The sequence below is a fragment of the Rheinheimera tangshanensis genome (genome assembly GCF_014645135.1).
Lineage (GTDB): Bacteria > Pseudomonadota > Gammaproteobacteria > Enterobacterales > Alteromonadaceae > Pararheinheimera > Pararheinheimera tangshanensis.
This window is the reverse complement of sequence record NZ_BMLH01000004.1, coordinates 187,621-207,870: the sequence shown is the minus strand read 5'-3', so window position 1 is coordinate 207,870 and position 20,250 is coordinate 187,621. Positions and strand designations below refer to the sequence as shown.

Annotated in this window: 21 protein-coding genes; 5 read left to right on the top strand and 16 right to left on the bottom strand. The window is 46.4% G+C overall.

Going from position 1 to position 20,250, the window contains the following annotated elements; genetic code table 11:
• The first annotated feature begins 95 nt into the window (after positions 1 to 95).
• Positions 96 to 1,874, top strand: coding sequence for an ExeM/NucH family extracellular endonuclease (locus IEW88_RS09865; RefSeq protein ID WP_147904061.1), 1,779 nt, complete (start codon positions 96 to 98; stop codon positions 1,872 to 1,874).
• Here IEW88_RS09865 and IEW88_RS09860 read toward each other — a convergent pair.
• Positions 1,871 to 2,740, bottom strand: a complete 870-nt coding sequence (locus tag IEW88_RS09860) for a TolB-like translocation protein (protein ID WP_147904060.1) — start codon at positions 2,738 to 2,740, stop codon at positions 1,871 to 1,873. The genes IEW88_RS09865 and IEW88_RS09860 overlap by 4 nt on opposite strands.
• A gap of 108 nt (positions 2,741 to 2,848) precedes the next feature.
• Between IEW88_RS09860 and IEW88_RS09855 the strand changes: the two genes are divergently transcribed.
• Positions 2,849 to 3,742 carry a phosphoribulokinase gene (locus tag IEW88_RS09855; RefSeq protein WP_053424383.1) on the top strand — a complete coding sequence of 298 codons (894 nt, stop codon included), beginning with the start codon at positions 2,849 to 2,851 and terminating at the stop codon, positions 3,740 to 3,742.
• 154 nt (positions 3,743 to 3,896) lie between these two features.
• Here IEW88_RS09855 and speD read toward each other — a convergent pair whose 3' ends face one another.
• The 11 genes from speD to rpe form a co-directional block, all read right to left on the bottom strand.
• Entirely contained in the window at positions 3,897 to 4,703 is an 807-nt protein-coding gene (gene speD, locus IEW88_RS09850) for an adenosylmethionine decarboxylase (RefSeq protein WP_147904059.1), read from the bottom strand.
• Between the two features lie 67 nt (positions 4,704 to 4,770).
• On the bottom strand, positions 4,771 to 5,199 hold the full coding sequence (locus IEW88_RS09845) for an OsmC family protein (protein WP_147904058.1): 429 nt from the start codon (positions 5,197 to 5,199) through the stop codon (positions 4,771 to 4,773).
• Positions 5,200 to 5,329: 130 nt separating this feature from the next.
• Complete coding sequence (locus IEW88_RS09840; protein ID WP_053424380.1) at positions 5,330 to 5,680, bottom strand: DUF3802 family protein; 351 nt, start codon at positions 5,678 to 5,680, stop codon at positions 5,330 to 5,332.
• 171 nt (positions 5,681 to 5,851) lie between these two features.
• Positions 5,852 to 7,324, bottom strand: coding sequence for a succinylglutamate-semialdehyde dehydrogenase (gene astD, locus IEW88_RS09835; RefSeq protein ID WP_147904057.1), 1,473 nt, complete (start codon positions 7,322 to 7,324; stop codon positions 5,852 to 5,854).
• A gap of 19 nt (positions 7,325 to 7,343) precedes the next feature.
• The gene (gene astA / locus IEW88_RS09830; RefSeq protein WP_147904056.1) at positions 7,344 to 8,360 is read right to left on the bottom strand and encodes an arginine N-succinyltransferase; all 1,017 of its coding nucleotides are present in this window, start codon (positions 8,358 to 8,360) and stop codon (positions 7,344 to 7,346) included.
• Positions 8,361 to 8,463: 103 nt separating this feature from the next.
• Positions 8,464 to 9,681 carry an aspartate aminotransferase family protein gene (locus tag IEW88_RS09825; RefSeq protein WP_147904055.1) on the bottom strand — a complete coding sequence of 406 codons (1,218 nt, stop codon included), beginning with the start codon at positions 9,679 to 9,681 and terminating at the stop codon, positions 8,464 to 8,466.
• A 323-nt stretch (positions 9,682 to 10,004) separates the two neighbouring features.
• Positions 10,005 to 11,114 carry an HDOD domain-containing protein gene (locus IEW88_RS09820; RefSeq protein WP_053424377.1) on the bottom strand — a complete coding sequence of 370 codons (1,110 nt, stop codon included), beginning with the start codon at positions 11,112 to 11,114 and terminating at the stop codon, positions 10,005 to 10,007.
• A 30-nt stretch (positions 11,115 to 11,144) separates the two neighbouring features.
• Complete coding sequence (locus IEW88_RS09815; RefSeq protein WP_147904054.1) at positions 11,145 to 11,741, bottom strand: anthranilate synthase component II; 597 nt, start codon at positions 11,739 to 11,741, stop codon at positions 11,145 to 11,147.
• A 151-nt stretch (positions 11,742 to 11,892) separates the two neighbouring features.
• Positions 11,893 to 12,924 carry a tryptophan--tRNA ligase gene (trpS, locus tag IEW88_RS09810; protein WP_053424375.1) on the bottom strand — a complete coding sequence of 344 codons (1,032 nt, stop codon included), beginning with the start codon at positions 12,922 to 12,924 and terminating at the stop codon, positions 11,893 to 11,895.
• Positions 12,925 to 13,608 (bottom strand): phosphoglycolate phosphatase, encoded by a 684-nt coding sequence (locus tag IEW88_RS09805; protein ID WP_147904053.1) that lies wholly within the window; start codon positions 13,606 to 13,608, stop codon positions 12,925 to 12,927.
• Positions 13,608 to 14,282: a ribulose-phosphate 3-epimerase gene (rpe, locus tag IEW88_RS09800; RefSeq protein ID WP_147904052.1), complete on the bottom strand. Its 675-nt coding sequence runs from the start codon at positions 14,280 to 14,282 to the stop codon at positions 13,608 to 13,610. Before rpe ends, IEW88_RS09805 begins: the two co-directional genes overlap by 1 nt.
• Before the next feature lie 240 nt (positions 14,283 to 14,522).
• Between rpe and IEW88_RS09795 the strand changes: the two genes are divergently transcribed.
• The 3 genes from IEW88_RS09795 (at position 14,523) to IEW88_RS18875 (ending at position 15,907) form a co-directional block, all read left to right on the top strand.
• Positions 14,523 to 15,275, top strand: coding sequence for a TorF family putative porin (locus IEW88_RS09795; RefSeq protein ID WP_147904051.1), 753 nt, complete (start codon positions 14,523 to 14,525; stop codon positions 15,273 to 15,275).
• A gap of 168 nt (positions 15,276 to 15,443) precedes the next feature.
• Positions 15,444 to 15,710 (top strand): hypothetical protein, encoded by a 267-nt coding sequence (locus IEW88_RS09790; RefSeq protein ID WP_053424371.1) that lies wholly within the window; start codon positions 15,444 to 15,446, stop codon positions 15,708 to 15,710.
• Positions 15,711 to 15,712: 2 nt separating this feature from the next.
• Positions 15,713 to 15,907: a DUF2970 domain-containing protein gene (locus IEW88_RS18875; protein ID WP_147904050.1), complete on the top strand. Its 195-nt coding sequence runs from the start codon at positions 15,713 to 15,715 to the stop codon at positions 15,905 to 15,907.
• On the opposite strand, the gene IEW88_RS09780 is transcribed toward IEW88_RS18875, so the two are convergent.
• Genes IEW88_RS09780 through aroK form a run of 4 tightly spaced genes read right to left on the bottom strand, consistent with a single transcriptional unit; the run spans position 15,826 to position 20,197 of the window.
• Entirely contained in the window at positions 15,826 to 16,725 is a 900-nt protein-coding gene (locus tag IEW88_RS09780) for a Dam family site-specific DNA-(adenine-N6)-methyltransferase (RefSeq protein ID WP_147904049.1), read from the bottom strand. The genes IEW88_RS18875 and IEW88_RS09780 overlap by 82 nt on opposite strands.
• Before the next feature lie 36 nt (positions 16,726 to 16,761).
• A complete protein-coding gene (locus IEW88_RS09775) occupies positions 16,762 to 18,576 on the bottom strand; it encodes an SPOR domain-containing protein (protein ID WP_147904048.1) in 1,815 nt (604 codons plus the stop codon).
• The gene (gene aroB / locus IEW88_RS09770; protein ID WP_147904047.1) at positions 18,573 to 19,640 is read right to left on the bottom strand and encodes a 3-dehydroquinate synthase; all 1,068 of its coding nucleotides are present in this window, start codon (positions 19,638 to 19,640) and stop codon (positions 18,573 to 18,575) included. Before aroB ends, IEW88_RS09775 begins: the two co-directional genes overlap by 4 nt.
• A 38-nt stretch (positions 19,641 to 19,678) precedes the next feature.
• Complete coding sequence (gene aroK, locus IEW88_RS09765; RefSeq protein WP_008900467.1) at positions 19,679 to 20,197, bottom strand: shikimate kinase AroK; 519 nt, start codon at positions 20,195 to 20,197, stop codon at positions 19,679 to 19,681.
• Between the last annotated feature and the right edge of the window lie 53 nt (positions 20,198 to 20,250).

The following is a 20,250-nucleotide window of genomic DNA, read 5'->3' as shown; positions in this document are numbered from 1 at the left end:
CATGCAAATTTCAACGATTTGCCCTTGTAGATTTTTCTGGGTGCCTTAGGCTGTACGCATCTGTGCTTATGCTCCTGAATCAAAGGACTCTTTTGATGAAATTATCCATTTTTACGTTACTGGTGCTAACCACTGGTTCATTTGGCGTTTCTGCTGCATGTCAGACAGAAACAACTATTGCAGCCATTCAGGGCGAGGTTAAACAAAGCCCGCTGCTCAGCAAAACTGTGTCTACATCTGGAGTAGTGACTGGCCTGCTTTATCCGGATAGCAAAGCTGCAGGCGTTTTGCTGCAAAGCCTGACTCCAGACAACAACCCCACAACCAGCGAAGCTTTATTTATTGCAAGCAAAGAGCTGGTGCAGACAGCGAAGCCAGGTCAGCAGATTGAAGTGACAGGTAAAGTCGCTGAACTCAATGGCATGACAGCCTTAGTGGATGTCACCAGTTCAGTCTGTGGTCAACAAGCCAAACCAACACCTGTGGTAGCGACACTGCCTGTTCAATCTAAGCACGACTGGGAAGCACTGGAAGGTCAGTATCTGTCGTTCCCTCAACAGCTAGTAGTCAATGACAGTTACGGCTTATCGCGTTATGGCGAGCTGTTGCTGGCCGACAAAAGATTGTGGGTCGCCACTGAGTTACACAGACCTGGTAAAGCAGCCACAGCTTTTGAACAGCAACAGCGTTTAAGCGAACTGACGCTGGACGATGGTATTTTTAAACAAAACCCAGACCCTGTGATTTTCCCTGACAGTAATTTGTCGGCCAGCAATACAGTACGGGTGGGTGATACAGTAAAAAATCTGCAGGGTTATCTGATTGAAACCAAACAGGGTTATCGCTTAGTGGCGGCACAAGTGCCAGATTTTATCGCCAGCAATGCAAGAACCGAGGCCCCGAAAGCAAAAGCAGCCGACCAAATCCGGGTGGCCAGTTTTAATGTACTGAACTTTTTCACCGGCGAGACTGCAGCCAATCCTTTCCCTACGCGCCGCGGCGCCACAGATGCGAACGAATTACAGCGCCAGCAAGCGAAAATGATCGCAGCTTTATCCCGCATGGACGCTGATGTTATAGGCTTGCTGGAAGTAGAAAATAATGGTTTCGAGGCACGCAGTGCTTTGGCCACCATAGTACGTGAGCTGAACAAAGCCTTAGGCGATAATCGTTATGCTTTTGTGAAACCAGACAACTCGCAGGGCAATGACGCTATTAAAGTGGCGCTGATCTACAACCAGCAAAAAGTAACAGAAGCAGGCAAAGCAGCAGTGACAGCACAAGGCCCCTTTGCTTATGGCTCACGTGCACCTTTGGCGCAGAGCTTTCAAGCCAAAAATACTTCCACCACTTTTACTGTCAGCATCAACCATTTTAAATCCAAAGGCAGTTGCCCTGAACAGCAAACCAGCGCACAGGACAAGGCCAATAGTGATAACAAAGATGGTCAGGGCTGCTGGAATCAATCCCGTGTCGAGGCGGCTAAAGCATTATCGGCCTGGCTGCAGACTCAGCCTACAGGCGTCACGACCGCACATCAGCTGGTGATTGGCGATTTAAATGCATACCGTCAGGAAGACCCGGTTTATACACTGGAGCAAGCTGGGTGGGTCCACCTGGCCCCAGTTGGTGACGCCGGTCATTATTCTTATGTCTACAAAGGCCGCACTGGCTCTTTGGATCATGCCCTTGCCAGCAAAAGCATGGCGAAAAAGCTGACTCAATTCCAGCACTGGAATATTAATGCTGACGAGCCAGCCGTTTTGGATTACAACACTGAATTTAAATCAGAAGCTCAGCAACAAAACTTGTATGCACCGGATCCGTTCCGCTCATCAGATCACGACCCTGTGCTGATCGACTTTAAGTTTTAAGCCTTACAAACAAAAGCCAGCTGGTTGCGCTCTTTATTGAGCGCAAAACGGCTGACTTCAGTAGCACAGTCTTTGGATAAATCCAGCCACAAAGTCCAGCCTTGTTTTCCTGATGCTTGCCACTGATAAATCTTACTACCAGCAGACACCAGCAGAATATCTTCGGACCACCAGACTAAATCCTGCCCTTTTTCTGGCAGTGCCAGTTCAGTTTGAGTAGAGATTTTCGTTTTTACATCATAAAAGCTTAAATACAGCTGCTGCTGTTTGACCTCTGTGTAAACCCCCTTCTGAGTACCGGGTTGCCAGCTTAAGGCTCTGCCAACACCTGTCGCCAGCGTCGTCACCTTGCCGTCTTTATCCAGATAACGCACTGTGTGGTTATCTTCTTTATCACCCAGAATAAATAGCAACAAATCCTGATCGCCACCCCAGGCATGGTAGCCCACCCCTTTGGGTTCAGCGTTGAGCAGACTAGTGTTGCCCTGCCAGTCCACTTTCCACAATCGTTGCGTTTGATCCGCTTCTACCACCACTACAGAGACACCAGATCCATCGGGCAATAAAGTCGGTGAATATTCACTTAAGGCGGTTTTAGTCAGCATATCTTGTTTTTTATCAGCGATACGATAACGCCCAATATCTGTTTGCACTGCGGCATCCATGCCTTGCTCCAGCGTAAAAAACAAGCTTTCCCCATCAGCACTAAAAGTTGGCTGATTGATGTAAGTTGCAGTCTTGTTGATTTTTATCGTATTAGAGACAGACGAATCTTTTGATAAATCAGTCAGATATAAATTGTATTGTGGTAAGGCTGCTGCCACTGGCAACGCCATAACAGCCAAGGCAAAAGAGAGTAGTCGCACAGGTAGATCCTTCTTTGTTTCATAGCAACAGCTTTATGACTGTGCTTGCAGTGACCTTACTTTATCCTTTATGGTAGTCTGCTGACAATCAACACAGCCTGGCTTTTTATGTCTCACAAAAACCCTATTATTGCGGTCACAGGTTCCTCAGGTGCCGGCACGACCACTAGTATGAGTGCCTTTTCGCATATATTTCGTAGCCTTGGCATAGACGCAGGTTTTGTCGCGGGAGATTGTTTTCACAAATACAGCAGACCAGAGATGGATCTGGAAATACGTAAAGCCAAAGAGCAAGGCAAACACATCAGCTACTTTGGAGCTGAAGCCAATGATTTTGCGGCTTTAGAGTCTTTGTTCTCCAGCTATGCTGAAACCGGTACCGGCAAAGTACGGCAGTATTTGCATACCTTTGATGAAGCTGTGCCTTACAACCAGCTGCCTGGTACTTTTACGCCATGGCAGGATTTGCGTCCTAACACCGACTTACTGTTTTACGAAGGTTTACATGGTGGAGTCGTGACGGAACACAATAATGTCGCCCAGCACGTGGATTTGTTGATTGGCATGGTGCCCATAGTCAACTTAGAGTGGATCCAGAAAATCATCCGTGACACATCAGAACGGGGCCATAGCCGCGAAGCTGTGATGTCGAGCATAGTGCGCAGCATGGATGATTATGTAAATCAGATCACTCCGCAGTTTTCCCGTACTCATATCAACTTCCAGCGAGTGCCTACTGTCGACACCTCAAACCCATTCAGCGCAAAAGACATTCCGTCATTTGATGAAAGTTTTGTCGTCATACGCTTTCGTGGCATTAAACATGTCGATTTTCCCTACTACCTGCAAATGATCAACGGCTCTTTTATGTCGCGGGTCAATACGCTGGTAGTGCCTGGTGGCAAAATGAACTTAGCCATGGAGCTGATTTTAACGCCGCTAGTGGAGCAGTTGATTATTAAGCGTCGCCAGGCCAGGGGGCAGATTAACTGGCTGGAATAAATCCCCTTCGTACTTGAAGCTGCAGCTTTGTTGCCTGCAAGCTCTGGCCCCAGTCACATAGGTCAACTATGCTCCTGGGGTCTCACGCTCTTGTCGCCTCCCTGCAACTCCAATTACTTTGGGTATTAAAGGGGCAAATCACATTTTTAAAGGCTTATTCCATTTCCGGTAAATTGCGGCCGTAAAAAATTTCCCGCATTTCACGTTTTACTTTTTTATTGATGACTTTACGAGCGGCGTCATCCAGCTCATCCACCCCTGTACCAAACAGGTAGTTGTTTAAATCATACTCTTTGAGCATCATTTTGGTATGGAACAGGTTTTCCTGATACACGTTTACATCCACCATCTGGAAAGCGTTTTTGGTCTGCTCATCCATAAAATTCTGAATCGAATGAATAGGATGGTCGATGTAGTGTTTCACACCATTGACGTCGCGGGTAAAACCTCGCACCCGGTAATCTATGGTGACTATGTCTGATTCAAAGCTATGGATAAGGAAGTTCAGGGCTTTGAGCGGTGAAATCAAACCACAGGTTGAGACTTCAATATCAGCACGGAAAGTACAAATACCATCATGCGGATGCACTTCAGGGTAAGTGTGCACACAAATATGGCTTTTATCCAAGTGAGCCACCACAGAGTCCGGTAATGGGCCTGGGTTTTCTGAGTTGTCTGGCGAGCCCTCTATAGGCTCTTCGCAGACCAGAATGGTCACACTGGCACCTTGTGGATCGTAATCCTGCCGGGCAACATTGAGAATGTTAGCGCCAATAATATCCACGACTTCACTCAGGATATCCGTCAGGCGATCGGCATTGTATTGCTCGTCAATATAGGAAATATATTCCTGACGATGTTGCTCGGTTTGGGCATAACAAATATCGTAAATGCTGAAACTCAGGCTTTTAGTCAGGTTATTAAAACCATGCAGTCTTAGTTTTTCAAAAGGTTTTACCACGTTTTCTTTACCTCACTAGTCGGCACAACAGTCCAGTATAGAACTAAAGTACCAATGCAATCCTGACTCACTCAGCTAAAGGCTGGACTTCGGATTGTTTCACGCTAAAAGAATGAGTCACTTCAACACTTTGTGACAACATAATAGAGACCGAGCAATACTTCTCAGCCGACAGATTCACCGCTTTTTCCACATGTTTTTCGCTGACATTAAAACCAGTGACTACAAAATGCAGATGAATTTTACTGAATACACGAGGAATGGTTTCTACGCGTTCGCCTGTTAAAATCACTTCACAATCCGTGACTTGCTGTCTGGCTTTTTGCAAAATACTAACGACATCCACTGACGAACAGGCACCCGCTGCCATCAGCACCATTTCCATAGGGCTAGGTGCTGCACTGCCCTCTTTATGAGCATCAAACACCACATTGTGGCCACTGTCAGAAAGGCCGATAAAGGTCTGGTCACCTGCCCATTTTACGCTGGCTTGCATAGGAGAGATCCTGTTGTCCGTATCAAAGAGTCGCTATTTTACGGAAAACAATCCAAGGAGGCTATAGCCAAGTAACCTGGAGTTGCGGTCAACAAAGCTGCAGCTTCAAGGACGACGGGTATAGTTAAGATTAATCCATCAGATCTGCAATAGCGTTATCAAACAGATTTTTAATCAGCAACGATATTTCCTGAATAAGCTCCGTCTGCTGGGCTGTCGCTGGTTGCTCCAATACAGAAGCGAGGACTTCCTGGAAGTCATACAAAATACCATCGACTTCACGCACTATCATGCTGCGATGATTCATTTCCAGTTCGGTATGCTGAGTACAAAGCTGGATAATTTGCTCAGCAATGGATTCTTCCAGCACTTCACCCAGAGTTTTAGCTCCTGCAACGACAGGGCCCCGTTGTTCGAACAACGACAAATGCTCCGTCAGGAATTGGATCAGATGCTCATAGCCGGGTTTATCAGTTACCATACAAAAAGGACACCTATAGTGCACAACGCAGAAATTCAACCTTCTGAGCATGGCACAAAAGCTCAGACAAGTTGTAGTTAAGTGAGTGTCATTTAAGCAAATTTTGTTTCATAAAACAAATCGGGGCAGAGCCCCGATTAAAATAAGACTAAAAAACAACTTTTACCGGGATCAGAAGCTTAACCCCGGAGATAACTGTTCCGGTAACTGTAACTGTTCCAGCTCCACCGATGCGACCGGATAAGCACAATAATCAGCCGCATAATAAGCGCTGGCTCTATGATTACCGCTACCGCCAATGCCACCAAATGGAGCAGCAGAGCTCGCACCCGTGATAGGTCTGTTCCAGTTGACAATACCCGCCCTGATTTTCCGGAAAAACAGCTGATAGAGCGCTTCATCATCCGACAATAAGCCTGCGGATAAACCAAAACTGGTGTTATTAGCGGCTTTGATTGCATCATTAAAATCAGTAAAACGGAACACTTTTAACAGAGGTCCAAAATGCTCTTCATCCGGCATATCAGTGACCAGGCTGCAGTCCAAAATACCCGGGCTTAACATAGCCGGGCTCTGCGGTTGTTGCTGCATAGACAACAAGACTTGAGCACCACGTTCAACCAAATCCTGCTGCGCTTTGAGCATGCCCAAGGCGGCTTTTTCCGAGATTAATGTGCCCATAAATGGCTGATCAGCTTCATCATACAAGCCCACTTTCAAAGCTTTCGTCACTTCAAGTAAACGGGCTAGTATCGCATCGCCTTCAGCCCCTAGCGGTAAATACAAACGACGAGCACAGGTGCAACGTTGACCGGCAGAGATAAAAGCGGATTGAATAATGTCATGCACTGCAGCATCTATATCTTTGACATTCTGTACGATCAGAGGGTTATTCCCCCCCATTTCCAGTGCCAGAATTTTATGTGGCTGACCAGAAAACTGCTGATGCAAATAATGGCCAGTGCCAGAGCTGCCGGTAAAAAACAAACCATCAATGCCCGGATGGCTGGCGATGGCTTTACCAGTCTCTACTTCTCCCTGCAGCAAATTCAGTACACCTGCAGGTAAACCAGCTTTTTGCCATAACTGTACTGTCAGTTCAGCCACTTTTGGCGTCAGCTCACTGGGTTTAAATACCACCGTATTGCCGGCCAATAAAGCGGGGACTATATGACCGTTAGGTAAATGACCCGGAAAGTTGTAAGGACCAAAAACAGCTACTACGCCGTGAGGTTTATGCCGTACCCAGGCTTTGCCTTGTGGCATAGGATTTTCTTTCACCCCGGTTCTTTCCTGATAAGCTCTGGCAGAAATATCGATTTTACCTATCATGGCAGCGACCTCAGTGCGGGTTTCCCACAGCGGCTTGCCAGTTTCTTCAGCAATACACAAAGCGAGTTGCTCTTTGTGTTCGGTCAGTTGCGCCGCAAAAGCCCGGGCTATCTGTAAACGCTCGTCGAAACTTAATTCACTCCAGTGCTCAAAGGCTGCTCTTGCTGCGTCAATAGCGCTATTTACCTGAGCAGCGTCCGCACTCTGGCCTTGCCAAATCACTTGTTGTTTTGCAGGATTTAATGAACTAAATAAGCGTCCTGCACCCTGTTGCCATTGACCGTTAATCAATTGCACTGCTGATATTGTCATTGTCGTTGTCCGCTAAAAATTAAATCCGTGCTAAACGCACCCAATCCCCGTTATTGACCTGTAGCAGCTCTGCACATTCCACAGGTAAGGTCACCATTTCACTGTCTTCTTCCAGTTGCAGGTAAAGCCAGGTAGCTCTGAAGTCCTGTAGTTTGGTATTGGACACCATGTAGGGCTGACCTGAGGTGACAGGACCAATCTGAACTTGCAGCTTGCGACTGCTGCGCACACTGCGGATATGCTCCACTTTGGCTTCAACTGTCGGGCCAGCATCAAAAATATCGACATAACCTGTGTTGGAGAACCCTTCCGACTGCAGCAAGGCTAAGGCAGGACGAGTTTTTTCATGCACTTTACCAATCACAGCCTGAGCTTCTTTACTGAGTAAACTGACGTATATCGGATACTTCGGCATCAGCTCGGCGATAAACACCTTTTGGCCTATGCCGGTCAGATAATCTGCTGTGGGGAAATCCACCGAAAAGAAACTATCCTGCAACCATTTCCAGAATGGCGAATGGCCGTCTTCATCCGACACACCACGCATTTCAGCAATGACTCTGTCGGCAAAACGTGAGCGGAATTCAGCGATAAACAAAAAACGGAATTTTGACAACAAACGGCCATTGTTTTTCTTGCGACTCGATTCGCGTAAAAACAAAGTGCAAAGCTCGGAAACTCCGGTGTAATCATTACAAAGTGTCAGAATATCGACCGGGTTGTAGACCCCTAAAGCGCGGGAGGTGTGCACCACTTTACCTAGATGGTAATGATAAAACGCATCTTCCAGACCCACTGCAGCTTCAATAGCACTGGTACCGACCACTGCGCCGGTTTCGGGATCTTCCAGCACAAACAAATAGCCTTCATCACCAGGCTTGTCGACCTTTTTAGCAAAAGAGGCCTCGGAGCGGCTAATTTTACGCTGTAACAACTCATCATTGACGGGCAACGAAGTAAAACCGTGACCTGATTCGACAGCGATGTCGTATAGTTCCGGATAATCTTCGGCTCGGATTGGGCGAATGACCATCATAGTCGCTTACTCCAGTTAATTTGCTTCAGAGCGCCCGATCGTAGCGGGCGCTTCATTTTTTGCTTTATTGTAGTTGTAGTCAGACAGTGTATAAGGGTGAAATTCAGCCTTGTTTCACTTGCGCTACTGCTTTTTCAAAACGCTTCATGCCTTCAATAATGTCTGCTTCAGGGATCACTAATGAAGGAGCAAAACGAATCACGTCCGGACCAGCCACCAGAGCAAACAAGCCCTGATCGGCAGAAGCCAGAAAAAAGTCGCGCGAACGGCCTTTAAACTCATCGTTTAACACAGCGCCTAACAACATGCCCTGACCACGCACTGTACTGAATACATTGTGTTTTTCGTTGATCGCAGCTAATTCGCGGCGGAACAGTTTTTCCCGCTCCAGCACGCCATTTAAGACTTCAGGCTGATTAATGGTATCTAAAGCAGCTTCTGCTACGGCACAAGCCAGTGGATTACCACCATAAGTACTGCCATGAGTGCCGACTTTTAAATGACTGGCAATCTCAGTGGTAGTCAACATAGCACCAATAGGGAAGCCACCGCCTAAAGATTTAGCTGTGGTCAGAATATCAGGCACTACATTGGTGTGCATATAAGCATACAATTTACCGGTACGGCCCACCCCAGATTGCACTTCGTCATAAATCATCAGTGCATTAAATTGATTACATAAATCACGTACACCTTGCAGAAATTCCAGTTCGCCCGGAATGATGCCACCTTCACCTTGCAAAGGCTCCAGGATCACAGCGCACGTATTGTCCGATATCAGTGCTTTGAGGCTTTCGAGGTTATTGTATTCAGCGTGATCAATAGCACCTGGTTTAGGACCAAAACCATCTGAGTAGGCAGCCTGTCCGCCTACTGTCACAGTGAAAAAGGTACGACCATGAAAGCTTTTACCAAAAGAGATAATTTGCTGCTTTTGCGCACCAAACTTATCCAAAGCCCAACGCCGGGCCAGCTTTAATGCCGCTTCGTTGGCTTCAGCACCTGAGTTGGCAAAATAAACTTTCTCTGCAAAAGTGCTGTCGACTAACTTTTGTGCCAAACGCAAAGCAGGCTCGTTAGTCATCACATTGCTTAAATGCCATAACTTATCAGCTTGTGCTTTTAATGCAGAGACTAAAGCCGGATGGCAATGACCTAAGGCATTCACTGCTATACCGCCTGCAAAATCAATGTATTCACGACCGGCCTGATCCCAGACACGAGAGCCCTGACCACGAACCGGAATAATAGGTGCCGGTGCATAGTTTGGAACCATCACTTCATCAAAAAGTGCGCGGGTGACCTGAATATGTTCTGCCATTTTTTACCTCTGCTGCCATAAAAGTCCGCAGTTTACTCAGGCTGGTTTTTCAGCGGAAAAACGTCGGACGGAAAAAAGATGCTTCATCGCATTATTACAGATAAAAAATGAAAAGTCTTGCGTTCAAAATGGCTGAAAGCCTTGAAAAACAAGGCTTCCAGATAGTTTTGCATAGGATGTGAATAACTAGTTATTCGCTCGACTGAGGAAACCGAGCTGAAAAACAGCAAACAACGAATGCTGCAGTTGATCTGCTCTATTTTTTAGTGCAGCAGAAGTGCTGCTGAAAAAAACTGCATGTTTATTGACTAATTTTTTTTAAATTATTCAAAAGACAGCTTTTTCAGGTCCAGTGCCGCTAACATTTTGCGCATTTCATTGTGTACACCAGCATCATTAAGAGCTTTATTGGCATCATCTACATCCAGACGCTGCTCCTGAATTAAAAACTTCACCTGCACATAAGTATCGGCTTGTTTTACGACTCGGGTTAAATCCATACAACTGCTGAGCGGTGTTTCGTCCACGATTTGATCCAGAATAGCAGCCAGAGGCATACGTTTGAGTTGCCAACGAGCGATCAAATCCGCACTGATAATACCGGCAAACTCTTCAATACTGCTGGATAAGAAACCTGCATCAGCATCTAACGCCTCGAGAGCGTCAGTCAGTTCATTGTCACGGGCATCGCGGGCACGTAATAATTCAGTACGTTTCACCTGAGCATAACTGCGCAGATAATTACGGATCACCACCATATGACCCATGGTCTGGAACATAGCGGCGCAAAAAGCGACAAAACCGTTTAACCCTTGCGAATCAGCAATAGCGCGAGCCGCGATGGCTGTTGCTAAAGAGTAATCCCATATCTTGACCTTAAACTGAACAAAAGGCTCAGTGGAATGCGGAATACAATGCCGGAATGCATAAACAGGCACCAGCGACTGCAGGGCTTCTACCCCCAAGAAACGCAACGCGGTTTTAATGTCTTTGACCAGGTTGCCTGAGCTGGTTTTATTACGATAACGAGGCTGATTGACTAAACGCAGTACATCTTCTTTTAACCAATCAACATCACTGATCAGCGGGTCCAATTGGTTTAACGTAACAGCTTTTGCACTTAAAGCATCAAGTAAAGCCGGGAAATTTGGTCCTAAATCAAACAAGGAACTACTGACAACGTCAATACTGCCCAAACGTTGCATCAGCTCCTGCGCAACTTCGTCATGTAAATGGGCTTGGGTGAAATCAAGGAATATCTTCTTTGCGTTTTCACCGGATTGACGGGCCTCCAGAGCCTTAAGCTCTACTTCAAGCATTTGACGATTGCTTGCCTCTTGCTGTTGGTTTTTTAAATAACGTAAGCGCTTCTGATTTGGGTCAACCCCAATCAGATTATCTATAAACAATTGCTCCAGTGAGGAGGAAGACATAACTACCCTTTACTCCTGTGTATACACAGTTTATTTATCATTATTGTTCAGGCCTTTGCACAATGTCAGAAAATTCTGTAATAACTGATGTCCTTGCTCAGTTAAAATAGCCTCAGGATGAAATTGAACGCCATACAGAGGCAACTTTTTATGCGACAACGCCATAATTTCCGCTTCGTCTGCTGCAGTCCATGCCTCAATACTCAGCTCATCCGGCAGCGATTCTTGTTCCACTATTAACGAATGGTAGCGTGTCACACTCAACGGGTTATTCAATCCCTGAAACAAATCTCTTTGTCGGTGTTTAATCAGTGAATTTTTACCATGCATCACAGCTCTGGCCCGCACCACTTTGGCTCCAAACACCTGAGCTATCGCCTGATGCCCCAGACAAACGCCAAGGATCGGCATTTGCCCGGCGAAGTGTTCAATAGCAGCGAGTGAAATACCCGCCTGGTCCGGACTACAAGGTCCTGGCGATATCACCAGACTGGAAGGCCGGATCGCAGCTATTTGTGTCAGACTGATTTCATCATTACGACGCACCAGCACCTGTTCACCTAATTCAGCGAAATACTGAACTAAATTGTAGGTAAAAGAATCGTAATTATCTATCAATAAAATCATAACAATCCGGCATTTAGAGCATTACTTTCAATCAACGGTCAATCACAGCCTAAGGTATTGAAGTTACAGAAAGACCGCAGGAATTTGGTGATCCAATCTGACTGGGACGAGGAGACCAAATCACAAAGCTGCGGCTTCAGGTACAAGGGTTTTAGCCTGGTAACACAAAACCCACAGCATCATAGACTTTCTCAAGCGTCACAGCAGCGCGAGCCCTGGCCTCTGCGGCACCTTGTTTTAGCACTTGATTCATCAAGCTTTGATCCTGACGAATTTCATGGAACTTCGCCTGTACAGGTTCCAATAGTGCAATGACAGCATCCGCCACATCGCCTTTTAAATGACCGTACATCTTGCCTTCGTACTCAGCGACCAGACTATCAATCGACTTACCTGTTACCCCACTTAAAATACTTAACAGGTTGGCGACACCCGCTTTGTTCTCCAGATCATAAGCCACACGAGGTGGATCCTCTGAGTCTGTCATGGCCTTTTTGAATTTCTTGCTGATCATTTTTGGGTCTTCCAGCAAACCGACAAAATTCCATGGATTCTCATCCGACTTGGACATTTTTTTCGTCGGCTCCTGCAAACTCATGACCCGTGCCGCTACTCCGGGAATATAAGGTTCTGGCACGGTAAAAATCTCACCATGCAAGGCATTAAAACGGTTAGCAATATCACGAGCCAACTCCAGATGTTGCTTCTGATCATGGCCAACCGGGATTTGATGCGCGTTATAAACCAGAATATCGGCCGCCATCAGCACAGGGTAAGTAAATAAACCTGCATTGACGTTATTGGCATGGCGTTCAGACTTGTCTTTAAATTGCGTCATGCGGCTGAGTTCACCAAACTGCGTATAACAATTAAGTATCCAGTTTAGTTGGCTGTGCTCTGGCACATGAGACTGCATAAAGACGCTGGAGCGGTTTGGGTCTATACCGCAGGCCAGATACAATGCCAGACTGTCGAGTGAGGCACTACGCAGAGCCGCAGGGTCCTGACGCACTGTAATAGCATGCAGATCCACAATACAGTACAAACAGTCATAGTCATCCTGCATCCTGTCCCACTGACGCAAAGCACCAAGATAATTGCCTATGGTAAGCTGGCCTGAAGGCTGAGCACCACTAAGTACTATAGGTTTTGCTTTTGGTATCATGGATTTTGACTCTGACATCTATCTTTCCTGTTCTAAACTAGAGATGGCATCCGGTAGCTGAGAAAAACTTTCCAACACCAGATCCGGCTTACTATGCGCAATGGATTGGCCGTGATTATACCCGTAGCTCAGCGCAATAACAGGCATACCAGCAGCACGGGCCGCAAATATATCGTTTTCTGAATCCCCTACCAGCAAAATATCCGCGGGTAAAAGCTCCTGTTGTCTGGCCAGAGCCAACAGCATATCGGGTTCTGGTTTAGCGCGAGCGACATCGTCCGCACACCAGACTGCCTGAAACAGATGCGCTATGTTCAAATGCTGCAATAAAGGTTCGGTGAATTGCCGCGGTTTATTAGTCACGACAGCCAGAGGATAATGCTGACTTAACCGGGCCAACACTTGCGGAACCTGATCAAACAGGCGGGTCGCTGAACCATTGCTTTGTCGATAAAAACCGATAAATAACTGCTGAGCCTGTTCAAACTCTCTGGCATCGTATCGGCTGGGATAAAGCTCGCCTGTTAATGCTCTTTTAATCAGCATCGCCATGCCGTTGCCAAGCCAATGCTGAACCTGCATCAGACTGACCTGCGCTTTGCCAAGCCTAGCCATCATCTGATTTAAGGCAGGTAAAATATCGGGGGCACTGTCGACCAAAGTGCCATCTAAATCAAAAGCTAATAACTGAAAAGGCTGCACTAGTTCACTCCAGCCAGTTCAGCTCTCATCTGATCAATTACGTGTTGATAATCGCTCTGGCTGAAAATAGCAGAACCTGCCACAAAAGTATCAGCACCTGCTTCTGCTATCTCGCGAATATTTTCTACCTTCACACCACCATCAATTTCCAGCCGGATGGGTAAACCACTCTGATCGATGATCTGACGGGCTTGTTGCAGTTTTTTTAAGGTCGCGGGAATAAAAGACTGACCGCCAAACCCAGGGTTGACCGACATCAACAGCACTAAGTCCACTTTATCCAGCACATAGTCTAAGTATGTGAGCGGTGTCGCCGGATTAAACACCAAACCTGCTTTACAGCCCTGCTGGCGGATCAATTGCAAAGTGCGGTCAACATGCTTCGACGCCTCCGGATGAAAACTAATAATAGAAGCGCCTGCTGCCGCAAAAGCGGGCACCAGACTATCGACATTCTCAACCATCAGATGCACATCTACAGGCGCGGTGATGCCATAGTTTCGCAAAGCGCTGCAAATCATTGGGCCAAAAGTTAAGTTCGGCACATAGTGATTATCCATCACATCAAAATGCACAACGTCCGCCCCAGCTGTTAAAACGCGACTAACATCTTCGCCCAGACGGGCAAAATCTGCGGATAAAATTGACGGAGCAATCCAATTCGGTTGACGCATCTGATCTCCAAAAAACTAGTGTGAGAAAGCAAAACCCAGACTTTACTGAATCGCTCAGGAAAAATCATCTTTGTTGCCAGCACCTTATGCACAACAAACAGGCAACAACGCACCAACTTTGCACATAAATAATACAACCTTGTAAAAAAAAATATCTATCCATCTGATTTTATTAAGAATACTGCAATGGCACAAAAAATGGACTGTATTGACGGGAACTCATAGATAAGGGCAAATAAAATGACAAAAAAAGTAACACTGGGATCAAAAGCAACAAGTAAAACAATTCGCCGTAGCCTCATCGCATTATGTATTGCAGGCAGCAGTTTCGGTGTAAGTGCGGCCAGCCTGACGGGCAACGTCGCCTTAACCTCCGATTATTTATTCCGTGGTATCTCTCAGACAGATGAAGGCCCGGCTGTACAGGGTGGTTTTACATTAAGCGGTGAATCAGGCTTTTATTTGTCAACCTGGGGTTCAAATATCAAGTTCGGTGAAGGCAGTATGGAGCTGGATATTTTAGCGGGCTGGACTGGCGCCTTAAATGACAGCTGGAATGTTGACGTTGGTGTGATGCAATACCGTTATCCAAAAGGTGACAACGCTGTTGACGAATTTAATTTCTACGAAGGTTATGCCAAGTTCTTTTATGACAGCTGGACTTTAGGTGTCGCCTATTCCCCCGATTATTTTGGCACTGGTGTCGATGACTATTACTACTTGTCCGCCGACTACAAATACAGTCTGGTAGAAAACATTGCCTTGGATTTACACTTTGGCTACAACGCTTTTGAAGACGAAGCTGAGTTTGAAACCTTTTTAGCTGCGGGTCCTGTTGATAGCGACACCTATATCGACTGGAGTATCGGTTTTAGCACCGAAGTATTAGGTGCTGGTGTATCACTGAAATATGCAGACACAGACATAGATGGTTCTGCAGAATGTAATCTGTGTGATGGCCGTACTGTACTGACTTTAAGTAAAACCTTCTGATCCTTGCAGGGATAAAGCCTTTGGCTTTGTCCCTTTTGACCTTTCCGCTAGGCCAACATGCCAATCAACATAAAGTGACTTTTGTCACTGGCAGATTAAGTTATAAACTTGTAACTTGTTCTGAACTTGAGTATCATCCAGCACATAATTCAACCAGTTGAGGTTCGCATGAAGCAACTAGCAAATCGCAAAATAGTGCCCGTAGTGGTCATTAGTTTGTGTCTTGGTTTTATTGCTCATCAGCACACAGCGTCCTCTAACGAATTATGTCAGGCTGCAGTTCAGGCCGATCCTGCGAAACCTCTGGCGATCAGCTCCTTGTGTAAACCTTCTCAGCAAAGCTGGTTCAGTTGGTTACAAGGCAATAGCCGTTCCACCCAATTCCATTTTGTTGATTTACTCGAGTTACTCAATCGTTTTGACCGCAGAGGTTAAACATGGCAAAAGCCCCTGGCTTTAAGCAAGTACTCAAAGCTGTTTTCGGAGCTTTTGTTGGAGTTCAATCTGAACAACAACGTCAACAAGACTTTCAAACAACGACCATTTGGCCTTATTTAGTGGCAGGGATTTTCGCTGTCGTTGTCTTTGTTGCACTGCTGTTAGTGCTGGTCAGTTGGGTTGTAGCGGGCTGAGTCGCAGTTGCATAAAGTGCAAAAAGCTCAGCGACCTTGCCACGACTTGCACCTTTTTGGCTAATTGAACGCCCAACCTGAATCGAAGTTAACTTCGCCTTTTCATACAACTTGCGGGTTAAGGTGGTATCGTGATTACTGATCACCACACTGACACCACGGCTTTGGCATGTTTCCGCCAGATTAGCCAGTTCAGCCTGATCATCTAAATCAAAGCTATTTTTAGCGTACGAAGTAAAACTCGCAGTGCGGCTCAAGGGCACATAAGGTGGATCACAATACACCACAGCAGGCGAATCAATTTGTTGCATCAGTGCGTGGTAATCCATACAGACAAACTTAGCTTTTTGCGCCTTTTCTGCAAAAAACCATAACTCGGCTTCAGGAAAGTACGGTTTTTTATAGCTGCCAAAAGGTACATTAAATTTACCGCTGCTATTGTAACGGCACAAACCGTTATAGCCATGGCGATTTAAATACAAAAATAATAAGGAACGCTGATAGCTGTCTGAACTTTGATTAAACTCTTCCCGCAATGCAAGATAGCTGCTTTTTTCATTGCTGCTTTGTACAAATAAAGTTTGAGCATCGGTAATAAAATCAGCAGGTTTAGTTTGCAACAACTGATAGAGATTAATCAGATCTGCATTGATATCATTCAGCAGATAGGATGAATAATCGGTATTTAAAAACACCGAACCAGCACCAACAAAAGGCTCTACCAGTAAAGGGGCTTTGGGCAGCTGCTGAGATATCGCATCGACTAAATTATATTTACCACCAGCCCATTTCAGGAAAGCTCTGGATTTTTTTAGCATAAGCAAGCCACCTGGGCGCTTTCCAACTGCATCAGATTAGTTCGCATTAGCTGAGCGGATCTCACGCTGAATGTCGCTTAATGGCTTCACAAAAGGCGTTTGTTGCCGTAATTCCTCTGGCAAAGACTTCACTTGTTGACGGGCAGCGCCACCATTGACATAAGAGGCAGACACCACCACAAACTGCGTTTTACCTTGTTGCTGTCGCTTATAAAGCTGTAAGTTTAAACTGGAATACTTTTGTAAAAACTTTTTAGCCGCAGCTTCCTGTGAGAACACACCTAGCTGTATCGCTACAGTATCGGGTAACATTCCTAGCAACACAGTAGCATCATGAGCAGCAGAGCTATCAGAGGCTTGAGTATCTGTCACTGCAGGAGCAGGAGTAGGTTCAGGCTCCGGAACAGTTTCAGCTGCATCGGCTGCCATTTCTGCGACCAGATCATTCTGCTCAGTCACCACATCTGCCGCTTGTTGCTGTGCAGGAGTCGCCGCTGCCTGAGGTTCTGGTTCAGTAACCACTGTTTCTTCACCAGCTGCAGGCAACGCAGGGATCACTGGCTGCTCGCGCATAGGTTCAGATTCAATAGTCATAGTAGAGACAATCTGTTTCTGCGGCAGACCATTTTCATCTTTATCCACTTCCTGCTGCACTGTCATACTGGCCGCATCGGAGGTTTTCCCCATAGCCATTTGTGGCATCCCCTGATCGTCTGCATCAGTGTCTGCTTTAGTGCTCCCGGTTGCATTTGGACGAGCTGTCGATGTCACATCAGCCGGCAATTCTTGTTTAATTTCGACTGTAGGTTCGAACTGACGGTCTTGCTGTAAACGAGCTGCAGCGCTTGTCTCTGTGGAAGAAGGGTAATAAGGCACCATATCATCAGCGATAGGTTGACGGAATTGCTGTTCAGTCCATAACCAGAACATCACGACCGCAGCTATTAAACCAAAACCAATGCTCAGCACTAAAAAAGGCGAAAAAAACTGGCCCGAAGCCTGTTTGGCAGATGTTTGTTGCTGCACTGTTCGACTGCTGTAGTCTGTACGCCGTTCAGTTTCTATAGAGAATGACGGCTGATCATCAGCACTGTCTGTCGCTCGCAAACCTAAAGGATTGTCTTTGACATCGAATTCAAAGCTGTTGTCTGCCGCACTGGCGACAAAAACAGGGGCATTGCTCTCTTCACGCGCAGAAAAGGCCAAAGGTGAAACGGCAGGTTCAGCTTTTGGCTTAGGAGCAGGAGCAACTTTACGGGGAGGAGTCGCATTCAATCCATGCAACAACAAATGCAAGTCACCAGCACAGTCTTCAATGCGTTCGCGTTGTTCACGACCTACCAAATTATAGGGCTCGAGTAGCTCTGCCGCTTCTGCTTCAGTAAAGGCAGGGATATTCATGGCCAGACGAATATCAGTTTTTGCCTTTAAACAGCTGACAAAAACACTGACTGGCAGCTGTTGGATCAGTTTCCAACTGGCTTCACTTAGTTGGTCGGCATCGTCAATCAGCAGCAGGTACTGTTCAGCTTTGTTAAATTGCGCCACAAACTCAGACAAAGTCCGCGGCGTAGCGACTGCACCAATCCATTGCTGTTGCATCACTTTTAATACATCGACGGGCGCCAGACTGGCATCAGCCTGCAATAAGGCCACATTAAACTGCTCTGAACAAATTTCAGCTAAGGTCAGGATCAAAGTAGACTTCCCGCTGCCACTGGACCCCACCAATTGCAGACGGTCCGGCTGATTAAACTCCAGCTGCAACAACAGGCGTTGCAATAACTGTCGCTGGGAGGCTAAAAGGCCTGAATACTGGGTTAAACGCTGTTGCAGAGCTTGTTTACTCATATACTGAAGAGAGCCATTAATTCTTGTTCGGTCACATCATCGACTATTGCACTTTGTCCCAGAGCCGTAGGAACAATAAAGCGCATTTTGCCAGCCTGTACTTTTTTATCTGTTTTCATATAGGGCATAAAGTCTGCAATGCTCATTTGTGCCGGAGGCGCCACAGGCAAATCAAAAGCAGACAATAAACCCATTATACGTTGTAATTCTTCATGGTTCAGAGCACCACGACTTACTGCAAGTTGTGACGCCATCACCATACCCACAGCCACAGCCTCGCCGTGTAACCATTGACCGTAACCTAAAAAGGCTTCAATCGCATGGCCAAAGGTATGGCCTAAATTTAATAAGGCCCGTTCGCCCTGCTCAGTTTCATCCCGGCTGACAATGTCGGCTTTCATCTGGCAACAATGCTGGATCATTTCACCTAAAACAGCAGGTTGCAGCTCACGGATAGCCTGTTGATTTTGCTCCAGCCAATTGAAAAATGCCAGGTCGCTGATCAGCGCATACTTGATCACTTCCGCCATACCGGCAGCAAATTCAGAGGCAGGTAAAGAGCTTAAAACAGAGGTGTTAATCAGCACCAGATCAGGTTGCTTGAAAGCCCCTATCATGTTTTTCCCCAGCGGATGATTGACCGCTGTTTTCCCACCCACTGAAGAATCCACCTGAGACAACAAAGTGGTAGGAATTTGAATAAAGCGTACACCACGCTGATAACAAGCCGCGACAAAACCTGTCAGGTCCCCAATGACGCCGCCACCCAAAGCCACGAGTAACACATCGCGGTTGACTTTGTGCTCAAGTAAAAAGGACATCACCTGCTCAAAAGAGTGAAGAGTTTTGTAGGCTTCGCCGTCAGGTAAAATAAAGGAGTGAACTGTTGAATCAGGAAATAATGCAGTGACAGCAGGCAAATACAGCCCTGCAACCACTGGATTAGAAATAATCACCACCTGACGGGATTTAGGTAAAAACTCCGTCAGAGACTGATTAAATAACTGGGGGCTAATCAGGATAGGGTAGCTGCGCTCTCCAAGTTGTACTGCAACTTTTTGCATCAACAGCTCTCCTTATATCCCTGAAAAGTTATCTCAAACTAGAAACCAAGTTGTTCAACGATTTGATTCGCCACTGAACGGGCACTTTGCTCATCTGTACGTACGGTAAAGTCAGCGATCTCTTCATACAGAGGATTACGCTCAGCCGCCAGACGTTCCAGCACCTCTTTTGGTGCTTCTTCGGTTTGTAACAACGGACGTCTTTTGTCACGTTGAGTACGGGCCACTTGTTTCTCTATAGGGGTTTCTAAATAAACCACTATGCCACGCGCGGATAAACGGTTGCGGGTTTCTTTGCTCAGCACTGAGCCACCACCAGTCGCCAGTACTATGCCTTGTAATTCTGTTAAGTCCGAGATCACGTTCTCTTCGCGAACACGGAATCCCTCTTCGCCTTCCAGATCAAATACCCAGGCTATATCTGCACCAGTGCGGCGTTCAATTTCCTGATCTGAGTCGTAGAATTCGAGATGAAGCATGTCTGCTAAATGACGGCCAATTGTACTTTTGCCTGCACCCATTGGGCCTACCAGGAAGATATTGCGTTTTTCTGCCATAGTTCGTAATGCTGCTGCGCTAACTTAGAAGGTTAATTTCAGGACCCGAAAGC

Bases quoted from the DNA above. Each gene is read 5' to 3' on its own strand.
- IEW88_RS09825 (WP_147904055.1), bottom strand. From the start codon at position 9,681: ATGGCAGAACATATTCAGGTCACCCGCGCACTTTTTGATGAAGTGATG.
- IEW88_RS09795 (WP_147904051.1), top strand. From the start codon at position 14,523: ATGACAAAAAAAGTAACACTGGGATCAAAAGCAACAAGTAAAACAATT.
- IEW88_RS09780 (WP_147904049.1), bottom strand. From the start codon at position 16,725: ATGCTAAAAAAATCCAGAGCTTTCCTGAAATGGGCTGGTGGTAAATAT.
- astD (WP_147904057.1), bottom strand. From the start codon at position 7,324: ATGACAATATCAGCAGTGCAATTGATTAACGGTCAATGGCAACAGGGT.
- IEW88_RS09840 (WP_053424380.1), bottom strand. From the start codon at position 5,680: ATGGTAACTGATAAACCCGGCTATGAGCATCTGATCCAATTCCTGACG.
- IEW88_RS09820 (WP_053424377.1), bottom strand. From the start codon at position 11,114: ATGTCTTCCTCCTCACTGGAGCAATTGTTTATAGATAATCTGATTGGG.
- IEW88_RS09865 (WP_147904061.1), top strand. From the start codon at position 96: ATGAAATTATCCATTTTTACGTTACTGGTGCTAACCACTGGTTCATTT.
- aroK (WP_008900467.1), bottom strand. From the start codon at position 20,197: ATGGCAGAAAAACGCAATATCTTCCTGGTAGGCCCAATGGGTGCAGGC.
- trpS (WP_053424375.1), bottom strand. From the start codon at position 12,924: ATGTCAGAGTCAAAATCCATGATACCAAAAGCAAAACCTATAGTACTT.
- IEW88_RS09815 (WP_147904054.1), bottom strand. From the start codon at position 11,741: ATGATTTTATTGATAGATAATTACGATTCTTTTACCTACAATTTAGTT.
- IEW88_RS09845 (WP_147904058.1), bottom strand. From the start codon at position 5,199: ATGCAAGCCAGCGTAAAATGGGCAGGTGACCAGACCTTTATCGGCCTT.
- IEW88_RS18875 (WP_147904050.1), top strand. From the start codon at position 15,713: ATGGCAAAAGCCCCTGGCTTTAAGCAAGTACTCAAAGCTGTTTTCGGA.
- astA (WP_147904056.1), bottom strand. From the start codon at position 8,360: ATGATGGTCATTCGCCCAATCCGAGCCGAAGATTATCCGGAACTATAC.
- IEW88_RS09790 (WP_053424371.1), top strand. From the start codon at position 15,444: ATGAAGCAACTAGCAAATCGCAAAATAGTGCCCGTAGTGGTCATTAGT.
- aroB (WP_147904047.1), bottom strand. From the start codon at position 19,640: ATGCAAAAAGTTGCAGTACAACTTGGAGAGCGCAGCTACCCTATCCTG.
- IEW88_RS09855 (WP_053424383.1), top strand. From the start codon at position 2,849: ATGTCTCACAAAAACCCTATTATTGCGGTCACAGGTTCCTCAGGTGCC.
- rpe (WP_147904052.1), bottom strand. From the start codon at position 14,282: ATGCGTCAACCGAATTGGATTGCTCCGTCAATTTTATCCGCAGATTTT.
- IEW88_RS09775 (WP_147904048.1), bottom strand. From the start codon at position 18,576: ATGAGTAAACAAGCTCTGCAACAGCGTTTAACCCAGTATTCAGGCCTT.